This is a genomic window from Gemmatimonadota bacterium (assembly GCA_039715185.1).
Lineage (GTDB): Bacteria > Gemmatimonadota > Gemmatimonadetes > Longimicrobiales > RSA9 > DATHRK01.
Map to the genome: position 1 here is coordinate 38,719 of JBDLIA010000002.1, position 18,910 is coordinate 57,628.

Below are 18,910 nucleotides of genomic sequence, written 5' to 3' on the forward strand. Positions count from 1 at the left end.
ATCGGCTCATGCCGACGCCACCTCCTCGCGCTCGCGCTTCACGTCCTCCACGACCTTGGCGAGGATGTTGGCCGGCACTTCCTCGTAGCCGTGGAACGACCGCGAATGCGCCGCCCGGCCATGCGTGATGGAGCGCAGAGTAGTGGCGTACTTGTAGAGCTCCGCCTCCGGAACGTACGCCTTCACCGTGGTCTTGCTGCCCTGCGAGTCCATCCCCAACACCCTCCCGCGCCGCTGGTTCAGGTCGCCCATGACGTCGCCCATGTACTGGTCGGGCGTGATGACCGTGACCTGCACGATGGGCTCGAGCAGCACCGGCCTGGCCTTCTCGGCGGCGTTGCGGAACGCGACCGATCCGGCGATCTGGAACGCGATGTCGCTCGAGTCGACGGTGTGATAGGAGCCGTCGTAGCACTCCGCGCTGAAATCCACGACCTGGAACCCCGCCAGCACGCCGCGGCCGGCCGCCTCGCGGATCCCCTTATTCACGGACGGGACGTACTTGCCCGGGATCACGCCGCCTTTGATCGAATTGACGAACTCGTACTCCGAGCCGCGCGGTAGCGGCTTGAGCCGAATGCGGCAGTCGCCGAACTGTCCGCGCCCTCCGCTCTGCTTCTTGTGCCGGCCCTGCGCCTCGGCGCCGGTCCTGATGGTTTCGCGGTACGCGATGCGGGGCGCCTCGGTGACGACCTCCACGCCGAACTTTCGCTTCAGCCGCTCCATCTGGACGTCGAGGTGCATCTCCCCCAAGCCGCGGGCGATGGTCTGCCTGAGCTCCGGGTTGTAGGCAGCGGCGAATACCGGGTCTTCCTCGTGCAGCTTCTGGAGCGCCGCGCCGATCTTGTCCTCATCGCTGCGGGTGGCCGCTCGAATCGCGACGGCGATGTCCGGATCCGGAAAGTCGACCGGCGTGATCACGACGGGGCGGCCCGCGTCTCCCAGCGTATCGTTCGTGTGCGTGTTCTTGAGCTTGGCGATCACGCCGATGTCGCCGGCGTGCAGGCGTGTGACCTCCAGGCGGTCCTTGCCCTGCGGCACGGATAGGTGGGACAGCTTCTCGCTCCCGCCGTGGTTGGCGTTGCGCACGTCCGCGCCCGTGGCGGCCGAGCCACCGAAGATGCGAAAATAGCTCAGCTCGCCGACGTGCGGCTCGGAGGTGGTCTTGAACACGAGCGCCGCGAAAGGGTCGTCGTCGGTCCCCGCCAACTCTATTTCCTGGTCCACGTTGGCGCGCTTGGCCGTCTCGTGCAGCGCCTCCGAAGGACTGGGCACGAGCTGGACCAGCTTGCTGAGCAACGCGCGCGTTCCCCAGGTCTTCTCGGGGGCGCCACAGAAGAGCGGGCAGGCGTCCCCGGCGGCCATGGCGGCCTTCATCGCCTCGATGGCCTCATCGCGGCTGATCTCTTCCCCCTCCAGGTAGTGCTCGAGCAGCGTGTCGTCGGTCGTGGCGATGGTCTCGATGAGTTCGGTGCGCCACTCCTCGAACTTGCTCTGCAACTCCTCCGGTACGTCCGCCTCTTCGTACTCGCCCGACGCGCTGTTGGGCTTGTACATGTGCGCGCGGCCGCTGAACAAATTGATGATGCCCCGGAAGTCATCGCCCGCGCCGATGGGAATCTCCACCGGAATCACCTTGTCGGTAAGGTGCTCCTTGATCTCGCGATAGACCTTGTCGAAGTCGGCGTGCTCCTTGTCCATCTGGGAGACGAAGAACACCCTCGGCAGGCCGCGTTCCTTGCAGTAGACCCAGGTCCGCTCGGTACCCACCTCGACCCCCGTCGTCGCCCCCAACACCATGACCGCCCCGTCGGCGACCCGCGTGGCCGCCATGGCCTCGGCGGCGAAATCGAGATACCCGGGGGTGTCGAGCAGGTTGATCTTGGTCCCCTGCCATTCGGCGAAAGCGGGCGTGGTCTGGAGCGAGATGCCGTGGTCCAACTCTTCGGGCGTGTACATCGTGTGCGCCGTGCCCTCCTTCGTGCTGCCGTGCCGGCGGGTAGAGCCGGCCACGAAGCACAGGGCGTCGACAAGGCTAGTTTTTCCGGAGCCGCCGTGCCCGAGCACGACGACGTTCCGAATGTTCTCGGTGGCGTATTCTCTTGCGGATGACATGAGCACCTCCTGCACGCACCTACCCGCCTCGCCCGAAGTGACGGGCGGGCCGGAGCTTTCCGGGGGGCGGGAACACTAGGCGGGCCAATTTTTCGGGTCAAGCGAGGCGCCTTCGCGCGAGGAGACTCTGCCCGGCGGGCCAACCGTTCCCTGACAAGGCGCTGACGAGTCTCGCGCCATTGCTCCTGCGCGCTGCCGTAGTGTTCGGCACGTACCGAAACGTACGGCAGGAGACACACCCAGGAGGATGACCATGCGCGTTGTCGGACTCATCATCGCAGTCGCCGCGCTGCCGGCGGCCGCGTTCCCCGGCGCCGCCCGGGCTCAAGATGCGCCGGAGGGTGCGTGCGAGACGCCGGCCGAGGAGGCTGCCGGAGTATGCGCGGCGTTGCACAGTTACCTCCAGGGTCACGCGACGGGGCAGCGCCGGCACGCCGAGGCCGCCTTCCATCCCGACGCCCGCATGATCTGGGTCTCGGACGGCGAGCTGAGGCGGCGGCCGATCGACGAGTACCTGGGAGGCTTCGAGGGAGAGCCGGCCGAGGACGAGGCGGAGCAGGAGCGGTGGGTGGAGACGGTGGACGTCACCGGCGACGCGGCGATCGCCAAGATCGTTTTCCTCTACCCGGGCGGCCGCACGGTCGATTACGCAACCCTGCTTCGCACCGGCGGCGAGTGGCGCATCATCCACAAGAGCTTCCAAGTGGAACCCGCGTCGCGTTGAAACTCGGGGGACCCTCCCTCCGAAGTGGATACAGACGAAAGCGGCCCCGCGACCCGTACCTGGTTCGGGAGCCGACTCAGATAGAGAGAATGGACGATGAAAACGAAGACTCAGGATCGCTGCCCGCGATCCGCGTTCAAGATAATGGCGCTGCTGGCCTTGCCGTTCTTGGCGGGCTCTGGACTCGCGACCGCGCACCAACTCGGCGGCGAAACCGAGCGCACCGAGGTGACGAGCCCTCACGCGCCGGTCGCCACCGCCCCGGCGCTGCGGGCCGACATCGGCTGACGCCCTCCCTCGCCGCGCTCAGGATTCGAGCGTCGCCCTGACCCGCGCCGATCGCTCCGGATTGGCCAGCAGTCTTTCGTAGAACTCCAGCTTTTCCTCCACCTGCACGAGCCGGTCTTCCGTGCTCGACAGGCGCTGCCGTGCCGCCTCGAGTTCCGCCTTCAGCAGCTTGGCGGTCTTGCCGGATATCTCGCCCGATCCGGCGATGCGATCGCCGATTCCCTTGGCTATGGGACCGCATACCGCGATCACCACGAAGAACCATATGAGCCACATGGCGCTCTCTCCTGCTAGGCCACGGTGTCAGCGGGAGTCGCGCTGCACCGATTCAGTTCGTGCGGTACCGACGGCTGACCTCGTCCAGGAGCGCCCGCTCCGAGTCCGAGAGACTGGCCATCCCGTCGCGCCCGATCTTGTCGAGAACCTTGTCCACTTCGTCCAGCATGGCCGCCTCTTCGCGTCCCTCGCGGCCGGGCGTAGACCCCTTGGCGGCGGCGCGCCCCGCGCGCTTCTCGACGACCCGAATACGTCCGCGGCCGGGGCGTCTCTTCAACACCCGAAGACTCACCCTGCGCTGGAGGTCCAACTTCAGGTATACGAGCGCGGCGATCAGTCCGCCCAGGTGGGCCAGGTGGGCGATGCCATCGTTCGTCGGGCTGGTGGCGCTCATCAGGGCCCCCAACGCCACGAACGCAGCGAGCCACTTGGCCTTCACCGGAAAGATGCCGAACACGTAGATGGGCGCGTCGGGCCAGTTCATGGCGAACGCGAGCAGCACACCAAGCACCGCCGCCGAGGCCCCCACGATGGCTGTTTGGGGCGCCAGCAACGACAGCGCGGCACCGCCCAGCCCCGCGATCATGTAGAACTTCAGGAACTCGCGGCCGCCCCACTTCGCCTCCAGCGGCGGCCCGAAGAAGAACAGGCCCAGCATGTTGAAGAACAGGTGTCCCAGGCTCGCGTGGACGAACATGTAGGTGACGACCGTCCACGGCGTCGTGGCCACCGCGACCGGCGCGAACCAGAGCCAGGGCCTCAGCGCCGGGATTATCCACAACAGCACGAACACACCGGTGTTCGCGATGATCAGGTTCTTGACCATCGGCGTCGGCTGGAACGACGACCCGAAGCCGGACCAGGAGGAGGATCGGTACGCCATGACTACTCTACCCCCATGGCGCCCGGGGCGGTTCCTACCGCGGTCAGGAGCCGAGCGCGAGTCTGCAGATGCGGTCGCACAGCGCGGGGAACGAGACGCCCGCCGCCTGGCCCGCCTTGGGGAGCAGACTGGCCGACGTCATGCCGGGGGCGGTGTTCGCCTCCAGGCACCACATGATCCCGGCGGGGTCCATCCGGAAGTCCACCCTGCTGTAGCCGCCCAGCTTGAGCGCCCGGTGCGTGGCCAGCGCGAGCGCCGACACTCCGCGCGCCTCGCGGTCGGTCAGGGCGGCCGGAAAAACCTCCTCGGCCATCCCCGGCTGGTACTTGCACTCGTAGTCGAAGATTTCGTGCTGGGAGATGATCTCCCCGGGCGGAAACGTTTCGTCGCCCACCACCGCCACCGTGAGCTCGCGGCCGGGCACGAACCTCTCGATCATCACCTCGTCGTCGTGACGATAGCCGAGCTCGATCGCCGCCGGCAGCTCCCCGGGCTCGCGCACGAGCGAGAGCCCCACGGTCGATCCCTGCTTGCTCGCCTTCACGATGACCGGAAAGCCCAGGCGGTCCGCCACTTCTTCGGTTGAAGCGGGCGCCATCAGCCAGTCCGCCGTGGGCACGCCAGCGGCGCGCATGAGGTGCTTGGCGATGTCCTTGTCCATGGCCAGGGCGCAGCCAAGGGGCCCGCTCCCGGTGTAGCGGATCCCCTCGAGCTCGAGCATCGCCTGCAGGCGCCCGTCTTCGCCGGCTCCCCCGTGCAGGGCGACGAACACCACGTCGGCCCCGCGCACGGGCTCGGAGCGCAGCACGTCCGTCAGAGCCGGCCTCTCCGGCGGCGCCACCTCGGCCGGGGGGAGCGCGGACACTTCGGCGCTGAGCGCGGTCTCCTCGGTGGGCCCCAGAACGCCGCGCGCGGGGTCGACGCCCACGACACGGTGGCCGCGCTCGCGCAGCGCCGAGATGACCTCCCGGCCGCTCGCCAGCGACACGTCGCGCTCGACGCTGTCGCCGCCTAGAAAGACGGCCACGCGCAGGCTATCGCCGGTGGACACCGGGGGGCCTAGCGGCCTGTGAGGTGGCGGACCATGTCGTAGCGCGTGAGGATGCCGCCAATGCGGCCCCCCTCGCGCACGAGCACCGCGCCGTTCTTGCGCGTAAGCAGGGGCGCGACCGCCTCCGGATCGGTGCCCGAGTCCACCACAGGGAAGGGAGGATCCATGAACGACTCCACCCCTCGCTCGATCGCCTCCGGGTCGGCGATCACGCTGGCCATCAACCCCGCCTCGGAGACCGAGCCCACGCAGTCCGCTCCCTCCAGGACCGGCAGCTGCGAGAGGTTGTTGTCGGACAGCAGCGCGAGGGCACCGCGCACGGTGGTGCCCGCCTCGACCGCGATGAGCTCCGCGGGGGCGCCATCCTCCTTCTCGCTAACCAGGTCGGCCACGCGCGTCGGCGCCGGCGGCAGCATCCGATTCTCACGCAGCCACTCGTCGTTGTAGGCCTTGGAGAGGTAGCGCTCTCCCGTATCGGCCAGGACGAAAACCACGAGCGCGTCGGGGTCGTCCACCTCGCGCGCGACCTCCAGGGCCACGTGCGCGATGAGCCCCGCGCTGCCGCCGACGAACAACCCATCCTCTCGAGTCAAGCGGCGCGCGGTGAGAAAGGCCGTGCGGTCATCCACGGTGCGAAACTCGTCGATGTAATCGAACCACAGCGTGGAGGGGATCTTGTCGTTGCCGATGCCCTCCACCTTGTACGGATGGCCCTCGCCCACCTCGCGCGTCCGGTGGTACTCGGCGAGCAGGGAGCCATCGGGATCTCCAGCGATCACCCGCACGTCGGGGTTCTGCTCCTTGAGGTACTTGGCCGCGCCGCTGATCGTCCCGCCGGTACCCGGGGACGCCACGAAGTGCGTCACGCGCCCGGCCGTCTGGGCCCAGATTTCCGGCCCCGTAGTGGCGTAGTGCGCCTCGGGGTTGGCCTGGTTGTAGAACTGGTCCGCGAAGACGGCGTTGGGGGTGGTTTCAGCGATCCGCTTCGCCACCATCACGTAGTAGTCCGGGTGGTCGACGGGCACGCCGGTGGGCGTCACGATCACCTCGGCCCCGAACGCCTTGAGCAGGCGCACCTTCTCCTGGCTCATCTTGTCGGGGATGGTGAACACGCACTTGTAGCCGCGGATGGCGGCGGCGATGGCCAGGCCTATGCCGGTGTTGCCGCTCGTGCCTTCCACGATCGTGCCGCCCGGCTTCAGCCGACCCTCCCGCTCGGCGGCATCGATGATCGCGAAGCCGACGCGGTCCTTCACCGAGCCGCCCGGGTTGAGGTACTCCGCCTTGCCGTAGATCCGCGTGCGGATGCCGCGGGCCGTGCGATGGAGGCGAATCAGCGGGGTCCAGCCGACCGCTTCCATGATGCTGTCGCTCAGTCCGGGGTGACGCGGCGGGCTGTCGGCCGCGCCCCAGCCGTCCGGACGGCCCGGCGTCGCATTATTGCTCAAAGGTCCACTTCCCGGCGGGTATCGCCCCGGTCCGGCGTACCATTGAGGCTGTCCGGCGCGGCCGGCAGCTGGATCCCGAATTCCGCCGCCTGACCCGCGTCGCGGCTGAAGCGAACGGGCAGGCGGGCCCACGTCTCCACGCGCCGCTCACCGCGCTTCCCCGGCATGAACCGCAGCAGGTGTGCTCCCGCGATCGCGGCCGAATCGAACTGGGCGTAGCCGCTCGACTCGTGGACGTAGGCGCTATCCACCATCCCGAGCGGCGTGATGTGAACCATGAGCACCGTCTGGCCTTCCACGCCGCGGTCCCAAAGCGCGAGCGGGAACTCGAAGGGGGGCGCCTCGAACAGCGGGGTTGGTTGCTGCATGGGCTCGTCGGAGACGCACGCCCCACACGCCACGGCGCCCACCAGTGTCGCAACCGCCCCCCATGCGCGTGAATTGCGGCGATCGATCACGTTCCTCCCAAGCCTCGGATCAGGTTCGGCCGGTTTCGGTCGGCCGCGCGGGCAGCAGCGGGGCGCCCGCGTCTGTCCGCCGAAGCGCCGTTACACGCCGCGTCCGTCCTCGTTCCTTCCGTCGGCGTCGAGCGCCGCGCGACGCAGCGCCGCGAGTTCAACCAGGGCCTGGAGCGGAGTGAGGGAGTCCGGGTCGATTTCGCGCAGGCGTGCACGGAGGGCGCCTTCTGCGGGGTGGAAGAGGCCCAACTGATCCTCCGCTGCCGCGGACGGCGCGTGCGGAGAACCGCGACCGAGCCCGTCTCCGCCGGCGCTATGGGTCCCCTCGAGTTCCCTGAGGATTTCGCGGGCGCGGCCAACCACGCTCGGGGGCAGGCCGGCCAGGCGCCCCACCTGGATGCCATAGGATCGGTCGGCGCCGCCCGGCTCCAGCCTGCGCAGGAAGACGATCTCCTCCCCCACCTCGCGCACGGCCACGTTGGCGTTGACCACCGCCGGAAGCTGGTCGGCGAGCTGCGTCAGCTCGTGGTAGTGGGTCGCGAAGATCGTCTTGGCGCCCAGCTGCTCGTGCACGTGTTCGGTCACCGCCCACGCGATGCTGACGCCGTCGTAGGTAGCGGTGCCGCGCCCGATCTCGTCGAGCAGCACCAGCGACCGCTCCGACGCGCCGTGCAGGATGGCGGCGGTTTCCTGCATCTCCACCATGAAGGTGGATTGGCCGCGAGCGAGGTTGTCGGACGCCCCCACGCGCGTGAAAATCCGGTCGCACACGCCGAGTCGGGCGCGCGCCGCGGGCACCCACGACCCCACCTGGGCCAGCAGTTGTATGAGGCCCACCTGGCGCAGAAGGGTGCTCTTGCCCGCCATGTTGGGACCGGTGAGGATCATCACCCGGGCGCTCCGGTCCAGACGGATGTCGTTGGGGATGAAGTCGTCCCGCGGGATCATCGTCTCGACGACCGGGTGCCGTCCCGCCTCCACCTCCAACTCGTACCCGGTGTGGACTTCCGGGCGCGCGTACGCCCGCCGCTCGGCGGCGCGCGCAAGGCCGGCGAACACGTCGAGCCGGGCGACCGCCTCGGCCGCCGCCTGCACCCGCCCCACCTCGCTCCCCAACGCGTCGCGCAACTCGGTGAACAGGCGCGCCTCGAGGGCGGCGATCAGGTCCTCCGCCCCCAGCACGCGGCTCTCCCATTCCTTGAGCTCGGGCGTGAAGAAGCGCTCGGCGTTGGCCAGGGTCTGCTTGCGGTGGTAGTCCTCCGGCACGCGCTCGAGGTTGGCGCGCGTCACCTCCAGGTAATAGCCGAAGACCTTGTTGAAGCCGACCTTCAACGACGCGATTCCGGTCCGTTCGCGTTCGCGCGCCTGGAGCGAGGCGATGAAATCGCGGGCGCCATCCCGGGTGTTCCGCAGGTCGTCCAGCTCGTCGTGGAAACCCGAGCGGATGACGCCGCCGTCGCCGACGGCGGCAGGCGGGTCGGGCGCGAGCGTCTTGTCGATGCGGTCGGCGAGGTCCTCCAACGGATCCAGGCCGGCACCCAGATCCGCGAGCAGCGAAGCCCGCGCCCCACCCAGGGCCTCGCGCAGCGGCGGCAGCAGCGCCGCGGATCGTCCAAGGGCGGCCACGTCGCGCGGTGTCGCGCGACCCGTGGCGATCTTCGCGGCGAGCCGCTCCAGGTCGCGTACCTCCCCGAGCCTGTCCCGCAGGCGCCGGCGCATGTCCCCATCCTCGACCAATTCGCTGACCGCCTCCTGCCGCGCCCAGATCGCCGGAGCCGACACGAGCGGCCGCAACAGCCAGCGACGCAACAGCCTCGCCCCCATGGGTGTCAGCGTCTCGTCGATCACCTCCAGCAAGGTCGCTCCCGCCGCGCCGCCGCGCGCCAGGTCCGGCCTGAGCGGCTCCACCAACTCGAGATTGCGCCGCGTCATCTCGTCCAGCGCGACGGCGTCCGCCGGTCGTTCGATGCGGGGAGCACGGAGGTGGTCGCTGCCGGCGGGCTGGACGTCGGCCAGGTAGCGCACGAGCGCCCCGGCGGCGCCCGCGAGCGGACCGTCGGAGGCGCCGAAGCCGAAGCCGTCGAGCGACTCGACCCGGTAGCGCCGGACGAGCTCTTCGCGACCCGAGTCGTCGTCGAACATCCAGTCTGGACGCACCGTGCGGCTGGCCGCGCCGGCGCCCGGCAGGTAGACATCCACCAGGCTGTCAGGCAGCAGGATCTCGGCGGCCTCGAAGCGGGCCAGGTCCGACTCCAGGTCTCCCTCGCCCACTGGAGTGGCGACCACCTCGCCCGTGGAGAGGTCCGCGGCGGCGAGCGCGTAGGACGGCGCCGGCTCGCCGGCGATCGCGCCCCCACCCCACGGTCGCACGGCGATCAGGTAGTTGTTGCGGCGAGCGTCCAGCAGAGCGTCCGAGAGAACCGCGCCGGGGGTGACCGTCTCCACGACCTCACGTCGCACGATGCCCTTGGCCTCCGACGCATCCTCGACCTGGTCGCAGATGGCCACCCGGCGGCCCTCACGCACCAGACGCTGGACGTACTCGTCCTTGGCGCGGACGGGAACTCCGGCGAGCGGAACCCTGGCGGCCGCGCCGTTGTTGCGGCTGGTCAGGGTCAACCCGAGCAGGCGCGCCCCTTCCTCCGCGTCCTCGTTGAAGAGCTCGTAGAAGTCACCGACGCGAAAAAAGACGAGCGCGTCGGGATGACGCTCTTTCGCCTCTCGCCACTGGCGCATCAAAGGGGTGTCTTGCAGCTCGGGCATGGCAGACGGACGTAACGTTTGGTGGCTCGACACGATAGTCCCCACCGGGTTCCTGGACCATAAGGCGGGCGGAGAACGCAGTCGGCATCCGCCCCCACGGGATCGCCTGACGGCGTCCGGAGTACGATTTTTCGGTTGCCCGACATCGCCCGACTCCTAAGCCCTCGGTATGTTGTGGGCCTCGGCAATACAGTTCTTTCGGGAGGAGCCATGAGAAGGTTGATTACGTTCGCGACGGCGTTGGTGCTGGTTGTCCCCGCGGCGGCGACGGCGCAGGACGACGAAGCGGAATCGGTCGCCCCCCCGCCCCACGCGGAGCAGATCGCTCAGGCGCTGGCGGCCGCGCCCGCGGAGCGCGTGGACGGTGCCACCGTACTCGGGTTCGACGACGCGGGGAAGCTGGTCATGCTCCGAGAAGGGACCAACGACCTCGTCTGCCTGGCTGACAACCCGGCGCAAGAGGGGTTCAACGTCGCCTGCTACCATGAGTCTCTCGAGCCCTACATGACGCGCGGGCGGGAGCTCCGCGAAGAGGGCGTCACCGGCATGGAGCGCATGACCATGCGTTGGGAGGAGGCCGAAGCGGGCACGCTGGCCATGCCCGAAGAGCCCGCGTTTCTCTACATCGTCATGGGCGACTCCTTCGACCCGGAGACGGCCGAGGTCGCGAGCCGCTACGAGAGGTGGGTCGTGTACACGCCGTTCGCCACTCCCGAGAGCACGGGGTTGTCGGCAACCCCCGCGGAAGGCACTCCGTGGCTGATGTTTCCGGGGACCGCGGGCGCGCACATCATGATCACGCCGCCGCGAGGCCAGTAGCGAACCGCCGACGTGGCCCGGCCCTCAGGGCTCGGCCATGTCGGCAATGAACATGTCGTCGAAGGAAGCGCAGTTGGCGTGCGCCGTGCACACCGCGTCGACGCCGAAGGGACGCGCCCGTTCCAGCACCCCCAGGAGGCTGCGGCGGGCGCGTCGTGCATCCTCCGAGTAGCGCGACACAGGCGGGCGAAAGCCGCCGAACAGGTTGGAGTGCGAGAGTGCGTCCCCCAGGAAGAGGACGCCGTCCACCAGGTAGGCGGCGCTGCCCGACGTGTGGCCGGGGACCGCGAACGCCCGCACCGTGTCCGCCCCGAACGCCAACGCCGTATCCCGCGAGAACGTGCTCACCCGCAGCTCACCGGGCTCCGGCAGGTCCGGCCTCAGGATGCGTGCGCCCCAGCGCGGTACCCAGCCCTCGTGTTCTCGACGGCCGTGCAGCAACTCCAGCTCTCCGTCCGCGGCGAAGAAGCGCGCGTGGGCGACAGCTCGCCACCCGCCGATGTGGTCGCGGTGGGAGTGCGTGATGAGGATCGCGATCACGTCGCTCGGTTCGGCGTCCAGCCGCCGGAGGCTGCGCCGGAGCGCCGCGGGCCCGTCGAACCACCCCAGATCGATCAGCACGACCCCGGACTCCGTCCGCCGGGCGTAGATCATGCTCTGGCTCGGACCGCCGGTGGTCGCCACGGCCGCCCGTGGATTCTCCACCACTGCTTCCAGGCCGTGGGTGCAGCCGGCCAGACCGAGCGCCAGGAGCGCGGCGGTTGCCTCTCGCATTCCCGTTATAGGCCCCACCCGCTCGCGCGGTCCGGGGTCAGTACAGTCGCTCCGGCAGCAGCGCGGTATGGGACGTCTCGATCCCGAGTAGCCTCCTTCGCTCCACGATCTGCTGCGCGTGCCGTTCGGAGTGGTCGGCGTACAGCTCGAGGAGTTGCCGCAAGGTGACCGACCCATGCTCCGCGTGCACCCCCCTCTTTCTCCAGTCACCCTCATCGAGCCCACGCAGGATGCCGATGGATCTCTCTCTAAGCGCCGCGAAGAGCGCCAGGTGTCCGGCCAGCGCGCGTTCGTCGGCCTCCTGATACCGAAGCTCGCGCGCCCACACATCCTGGTCGTAGAACGGCAGAGCGCCGCCCGGCTCGGCCAGGACCATGCGAAACCGCACGGCGCCCACGAGCTCGGAATCCACGACGTGAACGGCTATCTGCCGGATGGACCACTTGCCGTCGATGGGCCGGGCGTCGAGCGCGGCGTCGTCGAGCCGCTGCACCAGGCCTCGGATGATGGCAGGGCCCGCTTCGAAGGCGGCCAGAAGGCGCGCCGTATCCAGCGACTCGTAAATATCGGGGAAAGTGCCGCTCGTGGGCATCATGGACACACCCTCAGGTAGAGACACGGCGTCGGCCTTGGCCAACTTGGAGCGAGGACATTAGCGTGCCGCGCGTTCTTTGCCATGTCTGTCACTCCTTTTGAAGAATGATCGAGGCGCCGTACGGGGTTTCGCGACCTTCCGCACCCGCGAGCGCCAGGCGCCCGCCGCTGGAGCTTCCCCCCTTCCCCTCTCTCGTCTACGTTTCGGGCTCAATGCCCGACACCATCACACAGGTTCTGCTTTTCGCCCTTGGAGTCCTGGGGCTCTATTACGGCGCCGAATGGCTGGTCCGAGGAGCGGGCCGGCTCGCACGCGGGTGGGGTGTGAGCGCTCTGACGATAGGGCTCACGGTCGTCGCGTTCGGCACGTCCGCGCCAGAGTTGGCGGTGGGCGTGTTCGCGGCGCTGGGCGGGAAACCCGAGCTGGCGCTGGGCAACGTGGTGGGATCGAACGTGATGAACATCGCGCTCATCCTCGGGATCACCGCCTTGCTGCTGCCCATCGAGGTGGGGGCCGGGGTGATCCGTCGCGAGATCCCGGTGATGATACTGGTCACGCTCGCGACCGCCCTGTTCGCGCTCGATGGGTCGATCGACGGCCTCGACGCGATCATGCTCCTGACGCTGTTCGCCGCTTACTTCTGGGTGGTGTTTCGCGGCCCGGCGCGCGGCCGCGTAAAGGCCGAGGCCGAGTACGAAGAACTCGTACAGCCCGGCGCCGCGGCCCCTCCCAGGACCTGGATCAACTTCGTGCTGATCGGCGCCGGCATCGCCGTCATGCTCGTGGGGGCGCGAGCGCTGGTCATCGCGTCGATCTTCTTCGCCCGCCGCATGGGCCTTTCGGAGATGGTGATCGGGCTGACGATCGTGGCGGTCGGCACGTCGCTGCCGGAGCTCGCCACGGCGCTCGTGGCGGTGTGGCGAAAGAAGTCGGAAATAGCGGTCGGCAACATCGTCGGCTCGAACGTATTCAACCTGTGCGCCATCCTGGGGGTAACGGCGCTCATCTCGCCGATTCCCGTGTCGCGCAACGTGCTCAGCGTCGAGTTCGTGCAGATGACGGCTATCAGCGTGGTGCTGCTGCCGCTCGCCTGGCCCAAAGGGGGTTTCCAGGGCATCGATGGGGGACCGGCCTACCGCCTGCACCGCTCGGAGGGGTTGCTGCTGCTGGGCCTGTACGTGTTGTTCGCGCTGACGATCTTCGTGCGCGCCGGCAGGATCTGACTCGAAGAACGCCATGACCGCCGATTCCAACGGCTTCACCGACCCGTACAACGCCGCCTACGCCGAGGAGATGTTCGAGCGTTGGCGCGCCGACCCCGACAGCGTGCCCCTCGAATGGCGCCGCGTCCTGGCGCTGCGCGACGCGGAAGGAGAGCCCGTCGCCGGGCCGCCCCGGCCGGGGCCTTCCGACGCGGGTTCCGCCGCCCTGGGCCAGGCGCTCGCGTCGGAGCAGGTGCGCGCGGCGCGGGCGGCCGCGATGCTCGTGGACGCGTACCGGCTGGCGGGGCACCAGGCCGCGGATGTGGACCCCCTGGGCCGGCCCCAGACCGGCAATCCCATGCTGGACCCGGAGTTCCACGGGCTGACAAGCGCGGAGCTAGCCGCCGGCCCCGTAGCCGACATCGTCGCCGAGGTGCTGGAATGGCTGCGCTCCATGTACTGCGGCACGATCGGCTACGAGTTCGAGCACCTGGAGGAGCCCGAGCGCCGCGAGTGGATGCTGGAGGCGATCGAGGGCGGGCGCTTCGGGGTGACGCTGGAGGACGATGAGCGGCTGCGGCTGCTCGACCGCCTGACCGAGGTGGAGGGCTTCGAGCAGTTCCTGCACCGGGCGTACCTGGGCCAGAAGAGGTTTTCGATCGAAGGCCTGGACATGCTCGTGCCGATGCTCGATCTGGCCATCGAGCGTGCGGCCGCCGCGGGCGCGCAGGAGGTCGTGCTCGGCATGGCCCACCGGGGCCGCCTGAACGTCCTGACGCACGTCCTGGGTCGACCCTACGAGCGCATCTTCGCCGACTTCGAGGGGCACCAGGCGGGTACCGGCACCGGCGACGTGAAGTACCACGCGGGCGCCGAGGGGACCTACGCCACCGCGTCGGGCCAGCCGCTCACGGTGGCTCTCGCCCCCAACCCGAGCCACCTCGAGGCCGTGAACCCGGTGGTGGAGGGCGTTACGCGCGCGCGCCAGGAGGACAGCGACGAGCCGACGTTGCGACGCGACGCGCGCCGGGTGGTCCCGATTCTGATCCACGGCGACGCAGCGTTCTCGGCGCAGGGGGTGGTGGCAGAGACGCTCAACATGGCCGAGCTGGACGGCTACGCCACCGGCGGAACGCTGCACCTGATCGCCAACAACCAGATCGGCTTCACGACCCTGCCGCGGGACGGACGCTCGACCTACTACGCGAGCGATCTGGCGCTCGGCTTCGACATCCCGGTGATCCACGTCAACGCCGACGACCCGGAGGCCTGCCTGACCGCGGTGCGGATCGCGTTGGCGTACCGCGAGGCTTTCGGCGCGGACTTCGTCATCGACCTGGTGGGCTACCGGCGTTACGGCCACAACGAGGGAGACGAGCCGGCGTACACGCAGCCGCTGCTGTATCAGGACGTCGCTCCGCACCCTACCGTGCGCGCGCTGTGGGAGCGAAGGCTCATCGACGAGGGGCTGCTCGACGAGCCGAGCGCCGCGGACGTGCGCGCAGCCTTCCAGACGCGCCTCCAGGGAATCCAGGACGCGATGAAGGCGGAGGAGGACGGGCACGACGACCGACGCATGCCGTCGCCGCCCACGCTCCCCGAGGGCCCCCCGGAGGCCGATACGGCGCTCCCCCCCGAGCGGATTCGCGCGCTGGACGAGGCCATCCACTCGTGGCCGGACGAAGTGCACATACACGACAAGCTCGCGCGTCAGTTGGAGCGACGCGCCGGGGCCCTGGCCGGGGGCGAGGGGCCTGTCGATTGGGCGCACGCGGAGGCGCTCGCGTTCGCCTCCCTCGTCGCGCACGGCACGCCTGTTCGACTGACCGGACAGGACTCCGAGCGGGGCACCTTCAGCCAGCGCCATCTGGTGCTGCACGACGTGGACAGCGGCGAGGCTTACTGCCCGCTCGCGCACGTGCCGGGAGCTTCCGCACCTTTTTCGGTGCACAACAGTCCGCTGTCGGAGGTGGCCGCGCTCGGCTTCGAGTACGGCTACTCGACCGCGGCGCTGGAGACGCTCGTGCTCTGGGAGGCGCAGTTCGGGGACTTCGTGAACGGGGCCCAGGTGATCATCGACCAGTTTCTGGTCGCGGGCCGCGCCAAGTGGGCCCAGGAGGCGCGCCTCGTGCTGCTCCTGCCGCACGGCTACGAGGGCCAGGGGCCGGAGCACTCCAGCGCGCGCATCGAGCGTTTCCTCCAACTCGCCGCCGAAGACAACATCCGCGTGGCGAACTGCACCACGCCGGCCCAGTACTTCCACCTGCTGAGGCTGCAGGCGCTGGAAACCCGCCGGCGGCCCCTGGTGGTGTTCACGCCCAAGAGTCTGCTGCGACATCCGAAGGCGGTGTCCACGCTTCCCGACTTCACGGCAACGGGCTTTCAGCCGATACTCGGTGACCCCTCGGCGGTGAGCCGAGCCGACCGGATCAGCCGCCTCATCCTGTGTTCCGGCAAGGTGTACTACGACCTGCTGGCGTACGACGGGGAGGAGGCGAATCGAACGGCCCTGGCCCGACTGGAGTTGCTCTATCCGTTCCCGAAGGCCGCCGCCGAAGCGTTGCTCGCGACCTACCCGGCCCTGGAGGAAGTGGTCTGGGCGCAGGAAGAGCCGCGCAACATGGGGGGCTGGCATTACGTGGAGCCGCGTATCCGCAAGCGCCTGCGCGACGGTCAGCTTGTGCGCTACGCGGGCCGGCCCGGGCGGGCCAGCCCGGCCGAGGGCTCCGCGCTCGCGCATCGTGAGCAGCAGGCCGCCATCGTGCGCGACGCGTTCGGCGTCGGGGTGGGGGCGGCGAGCTAGTGTACGCTAGCGGTCCAGGCGGTAACCCACCTTACGGACCGTGATGATGTGGCGCGGGCTGGAGGGTTCGTCCTCCAGTTTTCCGCGCAGGTTGCCTATGTGGGTGTCCACGGTACGGGTGGGGACCGCCACCTTGTAGCCCCACACCTCCGTCAGCAGCGTTTCGCGGTCCACGACGGCGCCGTCTCGGCGCAGCAAGCACACCAGCAGCTCGTACTCGAGCGGCGACAGGTCCACGGGCTGCCCGGCCTTCTCGACGACGTGCCGGGAGGGGTCCACTACGACATCGCCGAACCCAACCGCCGCGACCAGATCGTTGGCGGCGATGGACGCCGCGGCGCCCGTGCTCTCGGGCTGAGAGCGCCTCAGGATGGCCTCCACGCGGGCGATCAGCTCCAGGATACCGACCGGCTTCACCACGTAGTCGTCGGCGCCCAGTCGAAACCCCTGGACCTTCTCGGCTTCCTGGCCCCGCGCGCTCAGGATCAGGACCGGGGTCCGGTGCCCCGCCGCGCGCAGCTCGCCCAGGACCTCGAAGCCGCTCCGGCCGGGTAGCGTCAGGTCCAGCACGATGAGGTCGGGCGGGCGCGCCTGGACGGCGGCGATGGCGCCCGCTCCATCGCCTATCACGTCGGCCAGAAAACCGGCGGCCTCCAGGCTGCGGGCCAGTCCGAGGGCGAGGCTTTCATTGTCCTCGACGATCAGGACCCGCGTACTCACGGAGCGCCGACGGTGCTGCGGGCGGTGGCATCTTCAGCGTCCGGCGGACCGGCGGCGGCCGCCGAGCCTGCCGACGGATTCTCCTGCGCCCTTCGGAAGCGCACCCGGAACACGGCCCCGCCGGTCTCGCCGTCGCGGACGTCGACGGTGGCGCCCGAGCGGCCCGCCAGTTCGCGTACGACCGCCAGGCCGATGCCGCTCCCCGACCGCGCCTCGCGGCTTTCCCGCTCCAGTCGGTAGAACGGCTCCCAGATGCGCTCGCGGTCCTCCGCGGGGACGCCGGGGCCGCGGTCGCCCACCTCGAGGGTGACGTCCGGCCCAACGTCCACCCTGACCGAGATCACCTGACCCCTGGGGCCGTACTTCAATGCGTTGTCGAGCAGATTGAGCGCGATCTGGTGCACGGCGTCGGGGGCCGCCAAGGCGCGGGCGTCGTCTGCCAGACTCAGCGAGACGCGCGCGCTGCGCTCTGCCAGCAGCGGCTCCAGCCCGGTGACCGTATCCCTCAGGACCTGGCTGACGTCCGCCACCTCGTCATCGCTCGCCCCCCGCACGCCGTTGCGCGAGCGCGCGAATTCCATGACGCGCTCCACCAGCGCGATCAGTCGCAGCGCCTCGCGCTCGATGATCGCCAGAAACCGGCTGCGCTCCTCGGCGTTTCGCACCTGGCCGATGCGCAGGAGCTGCGAGAACAGGAGCACCTGCTGCAGAGGCGTGCGCAGCTCGTGCGATACGTCCGCCACGAACCGCTCGCGCAGACGCACGAGCCGGATCGAGCGGACCAGCAGCATGGCCGCGACCACGACCAGGCCGATGGTAGCCAGCAGCAGCGCGATGGCCACCGGGGCCCGCGAGTACAGCGGCAGGCCGCCCCGCACCAGCTTCTCGGCCACGTCGGGCCGCAACGTCACCTCCAGCGTCGCGCCGCCGAACACACCCGCTCCGGGCAGCTCGGCGCGCCCCACGTACTCCGACCGGTAGGCCGCCGCGGTCTGGAACAGGACGCCGCCGAGCGGGTCGAGGAAGCGCACCGACACGAGGGAGTCCGCCGGCGCCTCGCCCACGAGGCTGGGCGGCAGCATGGGGCCGGCGGCCATGGCGGAAGCCACGACCGGCCCGTCGCGGTCCCGGAAGCAACTCGACAGCGCGTAAACGGCCAGGGGTTCGCCCGAGGCGCCGTCGCGCCTCACGCGGTACGATACGACCCGACGCTCGCCGTCCACGACGTCGATGACGTGGCCCGCTTCGGGCTGGTCCGGGGCCTCCGCGGCGACCAGGGCGGGGAGCGTATCCGCCAGCCAGACGCGCACGGCTGCGCCCGGCGCGCCCTCCAGGACCACTTCCCGTCCGGGCAGATCCAGCCGCGCGAACCAGCGCTCTCCGTCCGCGTACGCGTCGGCGCACCGCCCCATCTCCTGCATATCCGCGGCGAATCCGGCGGGCGGCATCAGGGCGCCGCTCCGCTCCCACGCCAGATCCTCCCTGTAGTACGAGTACAGGAACGCCTGACGCAGCCTGGCCTCGCTCTCGCTGGCCAGGATGAACGCGGCGAAATCGGCGTAGTCGGACACGGTGGCTTCGGCCGCCGCGCGCTGCGCGCGGTCCGCCCCGATGGCGGTCCACGCCAGCGCTCCGGCGCCGGCCACCACCAGGACCAGCAGCAAGACCACGGCCCGCGGGCCCTTGGCCCGACGGCCAGGCTGTGAGCTATCCATGCCTGCAACCATTCGTCGGCGGCAGCCGCGGCGCAACGGCGCCGTCCCCCACCCCGGGGTGGGCTTTACGCAACCTTGTCACGGGCGTGACGGGCCCTTCACGGCGTCGGCCGCCGGGGAAAGTAACTTCGAGTCACCAAGCATCCAGTCCAGCCAGGAGGCGACCGCTCATGAAAAGATTCGTGCTCTTCATCGCGCACTAGGGGCGGGAATGGACGAGCGCGTCCGTCCCGCCCCTCGTCTTGGGCGGTAGCCGTGCCGCACCCGCGGTGGCGG

16 protein-coding genes are annotated in these 18,910 nt (G+C 69.6%); 5 read left to right on the plus strand and 11 right to left on the minus strand.

Annotated features, from left to right (window positions below; genetic code table 11):
- Positions 1 to 6 precede the first annotated feature (6 nt).
- Positions 7 to 2,115, minus strand: a complete 2,109-nt coding sequence (fusA, locus tag ABFS34_00695; GenBank protein ID MEN8373945.1) for an elongation factor G — start codon at positions 2,113 to 2,115, stop codon at positions 7 to 9.
- Between the two features lie 253 nt (positions 2,116 to 2,368).
- Here fusA and ABFS34_00700 point away from each other — a divergent pair, with 253 nt between their 5' ends.
- A complete protein-coding gene (locus tag ABFS34_00700; protein ID MEN8373946.1) occupies positions 2,369 to 2,839 on the plus strand; it encodes a nuclear transport factor 2 family protein in 471 nt (156 codons plus the stop codon).
- 96 nt (positions 2,840 to 2,935) lie between these two features.
- On the plus strand, positions 2,936 to 3,127 hold the full coding sequence (locus ABFS34_00705; GenBank protein ID MEN8373947.1) for a hypothetical protein: 192 nt from the start codon (positions 2,936 to 2,938) through the stop codon (positions 3,125 to 3,127).
- An 18-nt stretch (positions 3,128 to 3,145) separates the two neighbouring features.
- Here ABFS34_00705 and ABFS34_00710 read toward each other — a convergent pair whose 3' ends face one another.
- The 6 genes from ABFS34_00710 to mutS all read right to left on the minus strand — a co-directional run bounded on the left by ABFS34_00710 (position 3,146) and on the right by mutS (position 10,006).
- Complete coding sequence (locus tag ABFS34_00710) at positions 3,146 to 3,403, minus strand: hypothetical protein (GenBank protein MEN8373948.1); 258 nt, start codon at positions 3,401 to 3,403, stop codon at positions 3,146 to 3,148.
- Positions 3,404 to 3,455: 52 nt separating this feature from the next.
- Complete coding sequence (locus ABFS34_00715; protein ID MEN8373949.1) at positions 3,456 to 4,286, minus strand: rhomboid family intramembrane serine protease; 831 nt, start codon at positions 4,284 to 4,286, stop codon at positions 3,456 to 3,458.
- Between the two features lie 43 nt (positions 4,287 to 4,329).
- Positions 4,330 to 5,337, minus strand: coding sequence for a D-alanine--D-alanine ligase (locus ABFS34_00720; GenBank protein MEN8373950.1), 1,008 nt, complete (start codon positions 5,335 to 5,337; stop codon positions 4,330 to 4,332).
- Positions 5,338 to 5,345: 8 nt separating this feature from the next.
- Positions 5,346 to 6,785, minus strand: coding sequence for a pyridoxal-phosphate dependent enzyme (locus tag ABFS34_00725; GenBank protein ID MEN8373951.1), 1,440 nt, complete (start codon positions 6,783 to 6,785; stop codon positions 5,346 to 5,348).
- A complete protein-coding gene (locus tag ABFS34_00730; GenBank protein MEN8373952.1) occupies positions 6,782 to 7,153 on the minus strand; it encodes an energy transducer TonB in 372 nt (123 codons plus the stop codon). Before ABFS34_00730 ends, ABFS34_00725 begins: the two co-directional genes overlap by 4 nt.
- Before the next feature lie 180 nt (positions 7,154 to 7,333).
- Positions 7,334 to 10,006, minus strand: coding sequence for a DNA mismatch repair protein MutS (gene mutS, locus ABFS34_00735; GenBank protein ID MEN8373953.1), 2,673 nt, complete (start codon positions 10,004 to 10,006; stop codon positions 7,334 to 7,336).
- A gap of 210 nt (positions 10,007 to 10,216) precedes the next feature.
- Here mutS and ABFS34_00740 point away from each other — a divergent pair, with 210 nt between their 5' ends.
- Positions 10,217 to 10,825: a hypothetical protein gene (locus ABFS34_00740; GenBank protein MEN8373954.1), complete on the plus strand. Its 609-nt coding sequence runs from the start codon at positions 10,217 to 10,219 to the stop codon at positions 10,823 to 10,825.
- A 24-nt stretch (positions 10,826 to 10,849) separates the two neighbouring features.
- On the opposite strand, the gene ABFS34_00745 is transcribed toward ABFS34_00740, so the two are convergent.
- Positions 10,850 to 11,599 carry an MBL fold metallo-hydrolase gene (locus ABFS34_00745; GenBank protein MEN8373955.1) on the minus strand — a complete coding sequence of 250 codons (750 nt, stop codon included), beginning with the start codon at positions 11,597 to 11,599 and terminating at the stop codon, positions 10,850 to 10,852.
- Positions 11,600 to 11,636: 37 nt separating this feature from the next.
- Positions 11,637 to 12,194: a DinB family protein gene (locus ABFS34_00750; GenBank protein ID MEN8373956.1), complete on the minus strand. Its 558-nt coding sequence runs from the start codon at positions 12,192 to 12,194 to the stop codon at positions 11,637 to 11,639.
- 212 nt (positions 12,195 to 12,406) lie between these two features.
- Between ABFS34_00750 and ABFS34_00755 the strand changes: the two genes are divergently transcribed.
- Both ABFS34_00755 and ABFS34_00760 read left to right on the plus strand, forming a co-directional pair.
- Positions 12,407 to 13,417, plus strand: a complete 1,011-nt coding sequence (locus ABFS34_00755) for a calcium/sodium antiporter (GenBank protein ID MEN8373957.1) — start codon at positions 12,407 to 12,409, stop codon at positions 13,415 to 13,417.
- A 13-nt stretch (positions 13,418 to 13,430) separates the two neighbouring features.
- Positions 13,431 to 16,199 (plus strand): 2-oxoglutarate dehydrogenase E1 component, encoded by a 2,769-nt coding sequence (locus ABFS34_00760; GenBank protein ID MEN8373958.1) that lies wholly within the window; start codon positions 13,431 to 13,433, stop codon positions 16,197 to 16,199.
- Between the two features lie 6 nt (positions 16,200 to 16,205).
- Here ABFS34_00760 and ABFS34_00765 read toward each other — a convergent pair whose 3' ends face one another.
- On the minus strand, positions 16,206 to 16,919 hold the full coding sequence (locus ABFS34_00765) for a response regulator transcription factor (GenBank protein ID MEN8373959.1): 714 nt from the start codon (positions 16,917 to 16,919) through the stop codon (positions 16,206 to 16,208).
- Positions 16,916 to 18,634 carry a HAMP domain-containing sensor histidine kinase gene (locus ABFS34_00770; GenBank protein ID MEN8373960.1) on the minus strand — a complete coding sequence of 573 codons (1,719 nt, stop codon included), beginning with the start codon at positions 18,632 to 18,634 and terminating at the stop codon, positions 16,916 to 16,918. The genes ABFS34_00765 and ABFS34_00770 overlap by 4 nt, the downstream gene beginning before the upstream one ends.
- Positions 18,635 to 18,910 lie beyond the last annotated feature (276 nt).

Excerpts from the sequence above, each read along its gene's own strand:
- fusA (MEN8373945.1), bottom strand. The coding sequence starts at position 2,115 with ATGTCATCCGCAAGAGAATACGCCACCGAGAACATTCGGAACGTCGTC.
- ABFS34_00700 (MEN8373946.1), top strand. The coding sequence starts at position 2,369 with ATGCGCGTTGTCGGACTCATCATCGCAGTCGCCGCGCTGCCGGCGGCC.
- ABFS34_00705 (MEN8373947.1), top strand. The coding sequence starts at position 2,936 with ATGAAAACGAAGACTCAGGATCGCTGCCCGCGATCCGCGTTCAAGATA.
- ABFS34_00710 (MEN8373948.1), bottom strand. The coding sequence starts at position 3,403 with ATGTGGCTCATATGGTTCTTCGTGGTGATCGCGGTATGCGGTCCCATA.
- ABFS34_00715 (MEN8373949.1), bottom strand. The coding sequence starts at position 4,286 with ATGGCGTACCGATCCTCCTCCTGGTCCGGCTTCGGGTCGTCGTTCCAG.
- ABFS34_00730 (MEN8373952.1), bottom strand. The coding sequence starts at position 7,153 with ATGCAGCAACCAACCCCGCTGTTCGAGGCGCCCCCCTTCGAGTTCCCG.
- mutS (MEN8373953.1), bottom strand. The coding sequence starts at position 10,006 with ATGCCCGAGCTGCAAGACACCCCTTTGATGCGCCAGTGGCGAGAGGCG.
- ABFS34_00740 (MEN8373954.1), top strand. The coding sequence starts at position 10,217 with ATGAGAAGGTTGATTACGTTCGCGACGGCGTTGGTGCTGGTTGTCCCC.
- ABFS34_00745 (MEN8373955.1), bottom strand. The coding sequence starts at position 11,599 with ATGCGAGAGGCAACCGCCGCGCTCCTGGCGCTCGGTCTGGCCGGCTGC.
- ABFS34_00750 (MEN8373956.1), bottom strand. The coding sequence starts at position 12,194 with ATGATGCCCACGAGCGGCACTTTCCCCGATATTTACGAGTCGCTGGAT.
- ABFS34_00755 (MEN8373957.1), top strand. The coding sequence starts at position 12,407 with ATGCCCGACACCATCACACAGGTTCTGCTTTTCGCCCTTGGAGTCCTG.
- ABFS34_00760 (MEN8373958.1), top strand. The coding sequence starts at position 13,431 with ATGACCGCCGATTCCAACGGCTTCACCGACCCGTACAACGCCGCCTAC.
- ABFS34_00770 (MEN8373960.1), bottom strand. The coding sequence starts at position 18,634 with ATGGATAGCTCACAGCCTGGCCGTCGGGCCAAGGGCCCGCGGGCCGTG.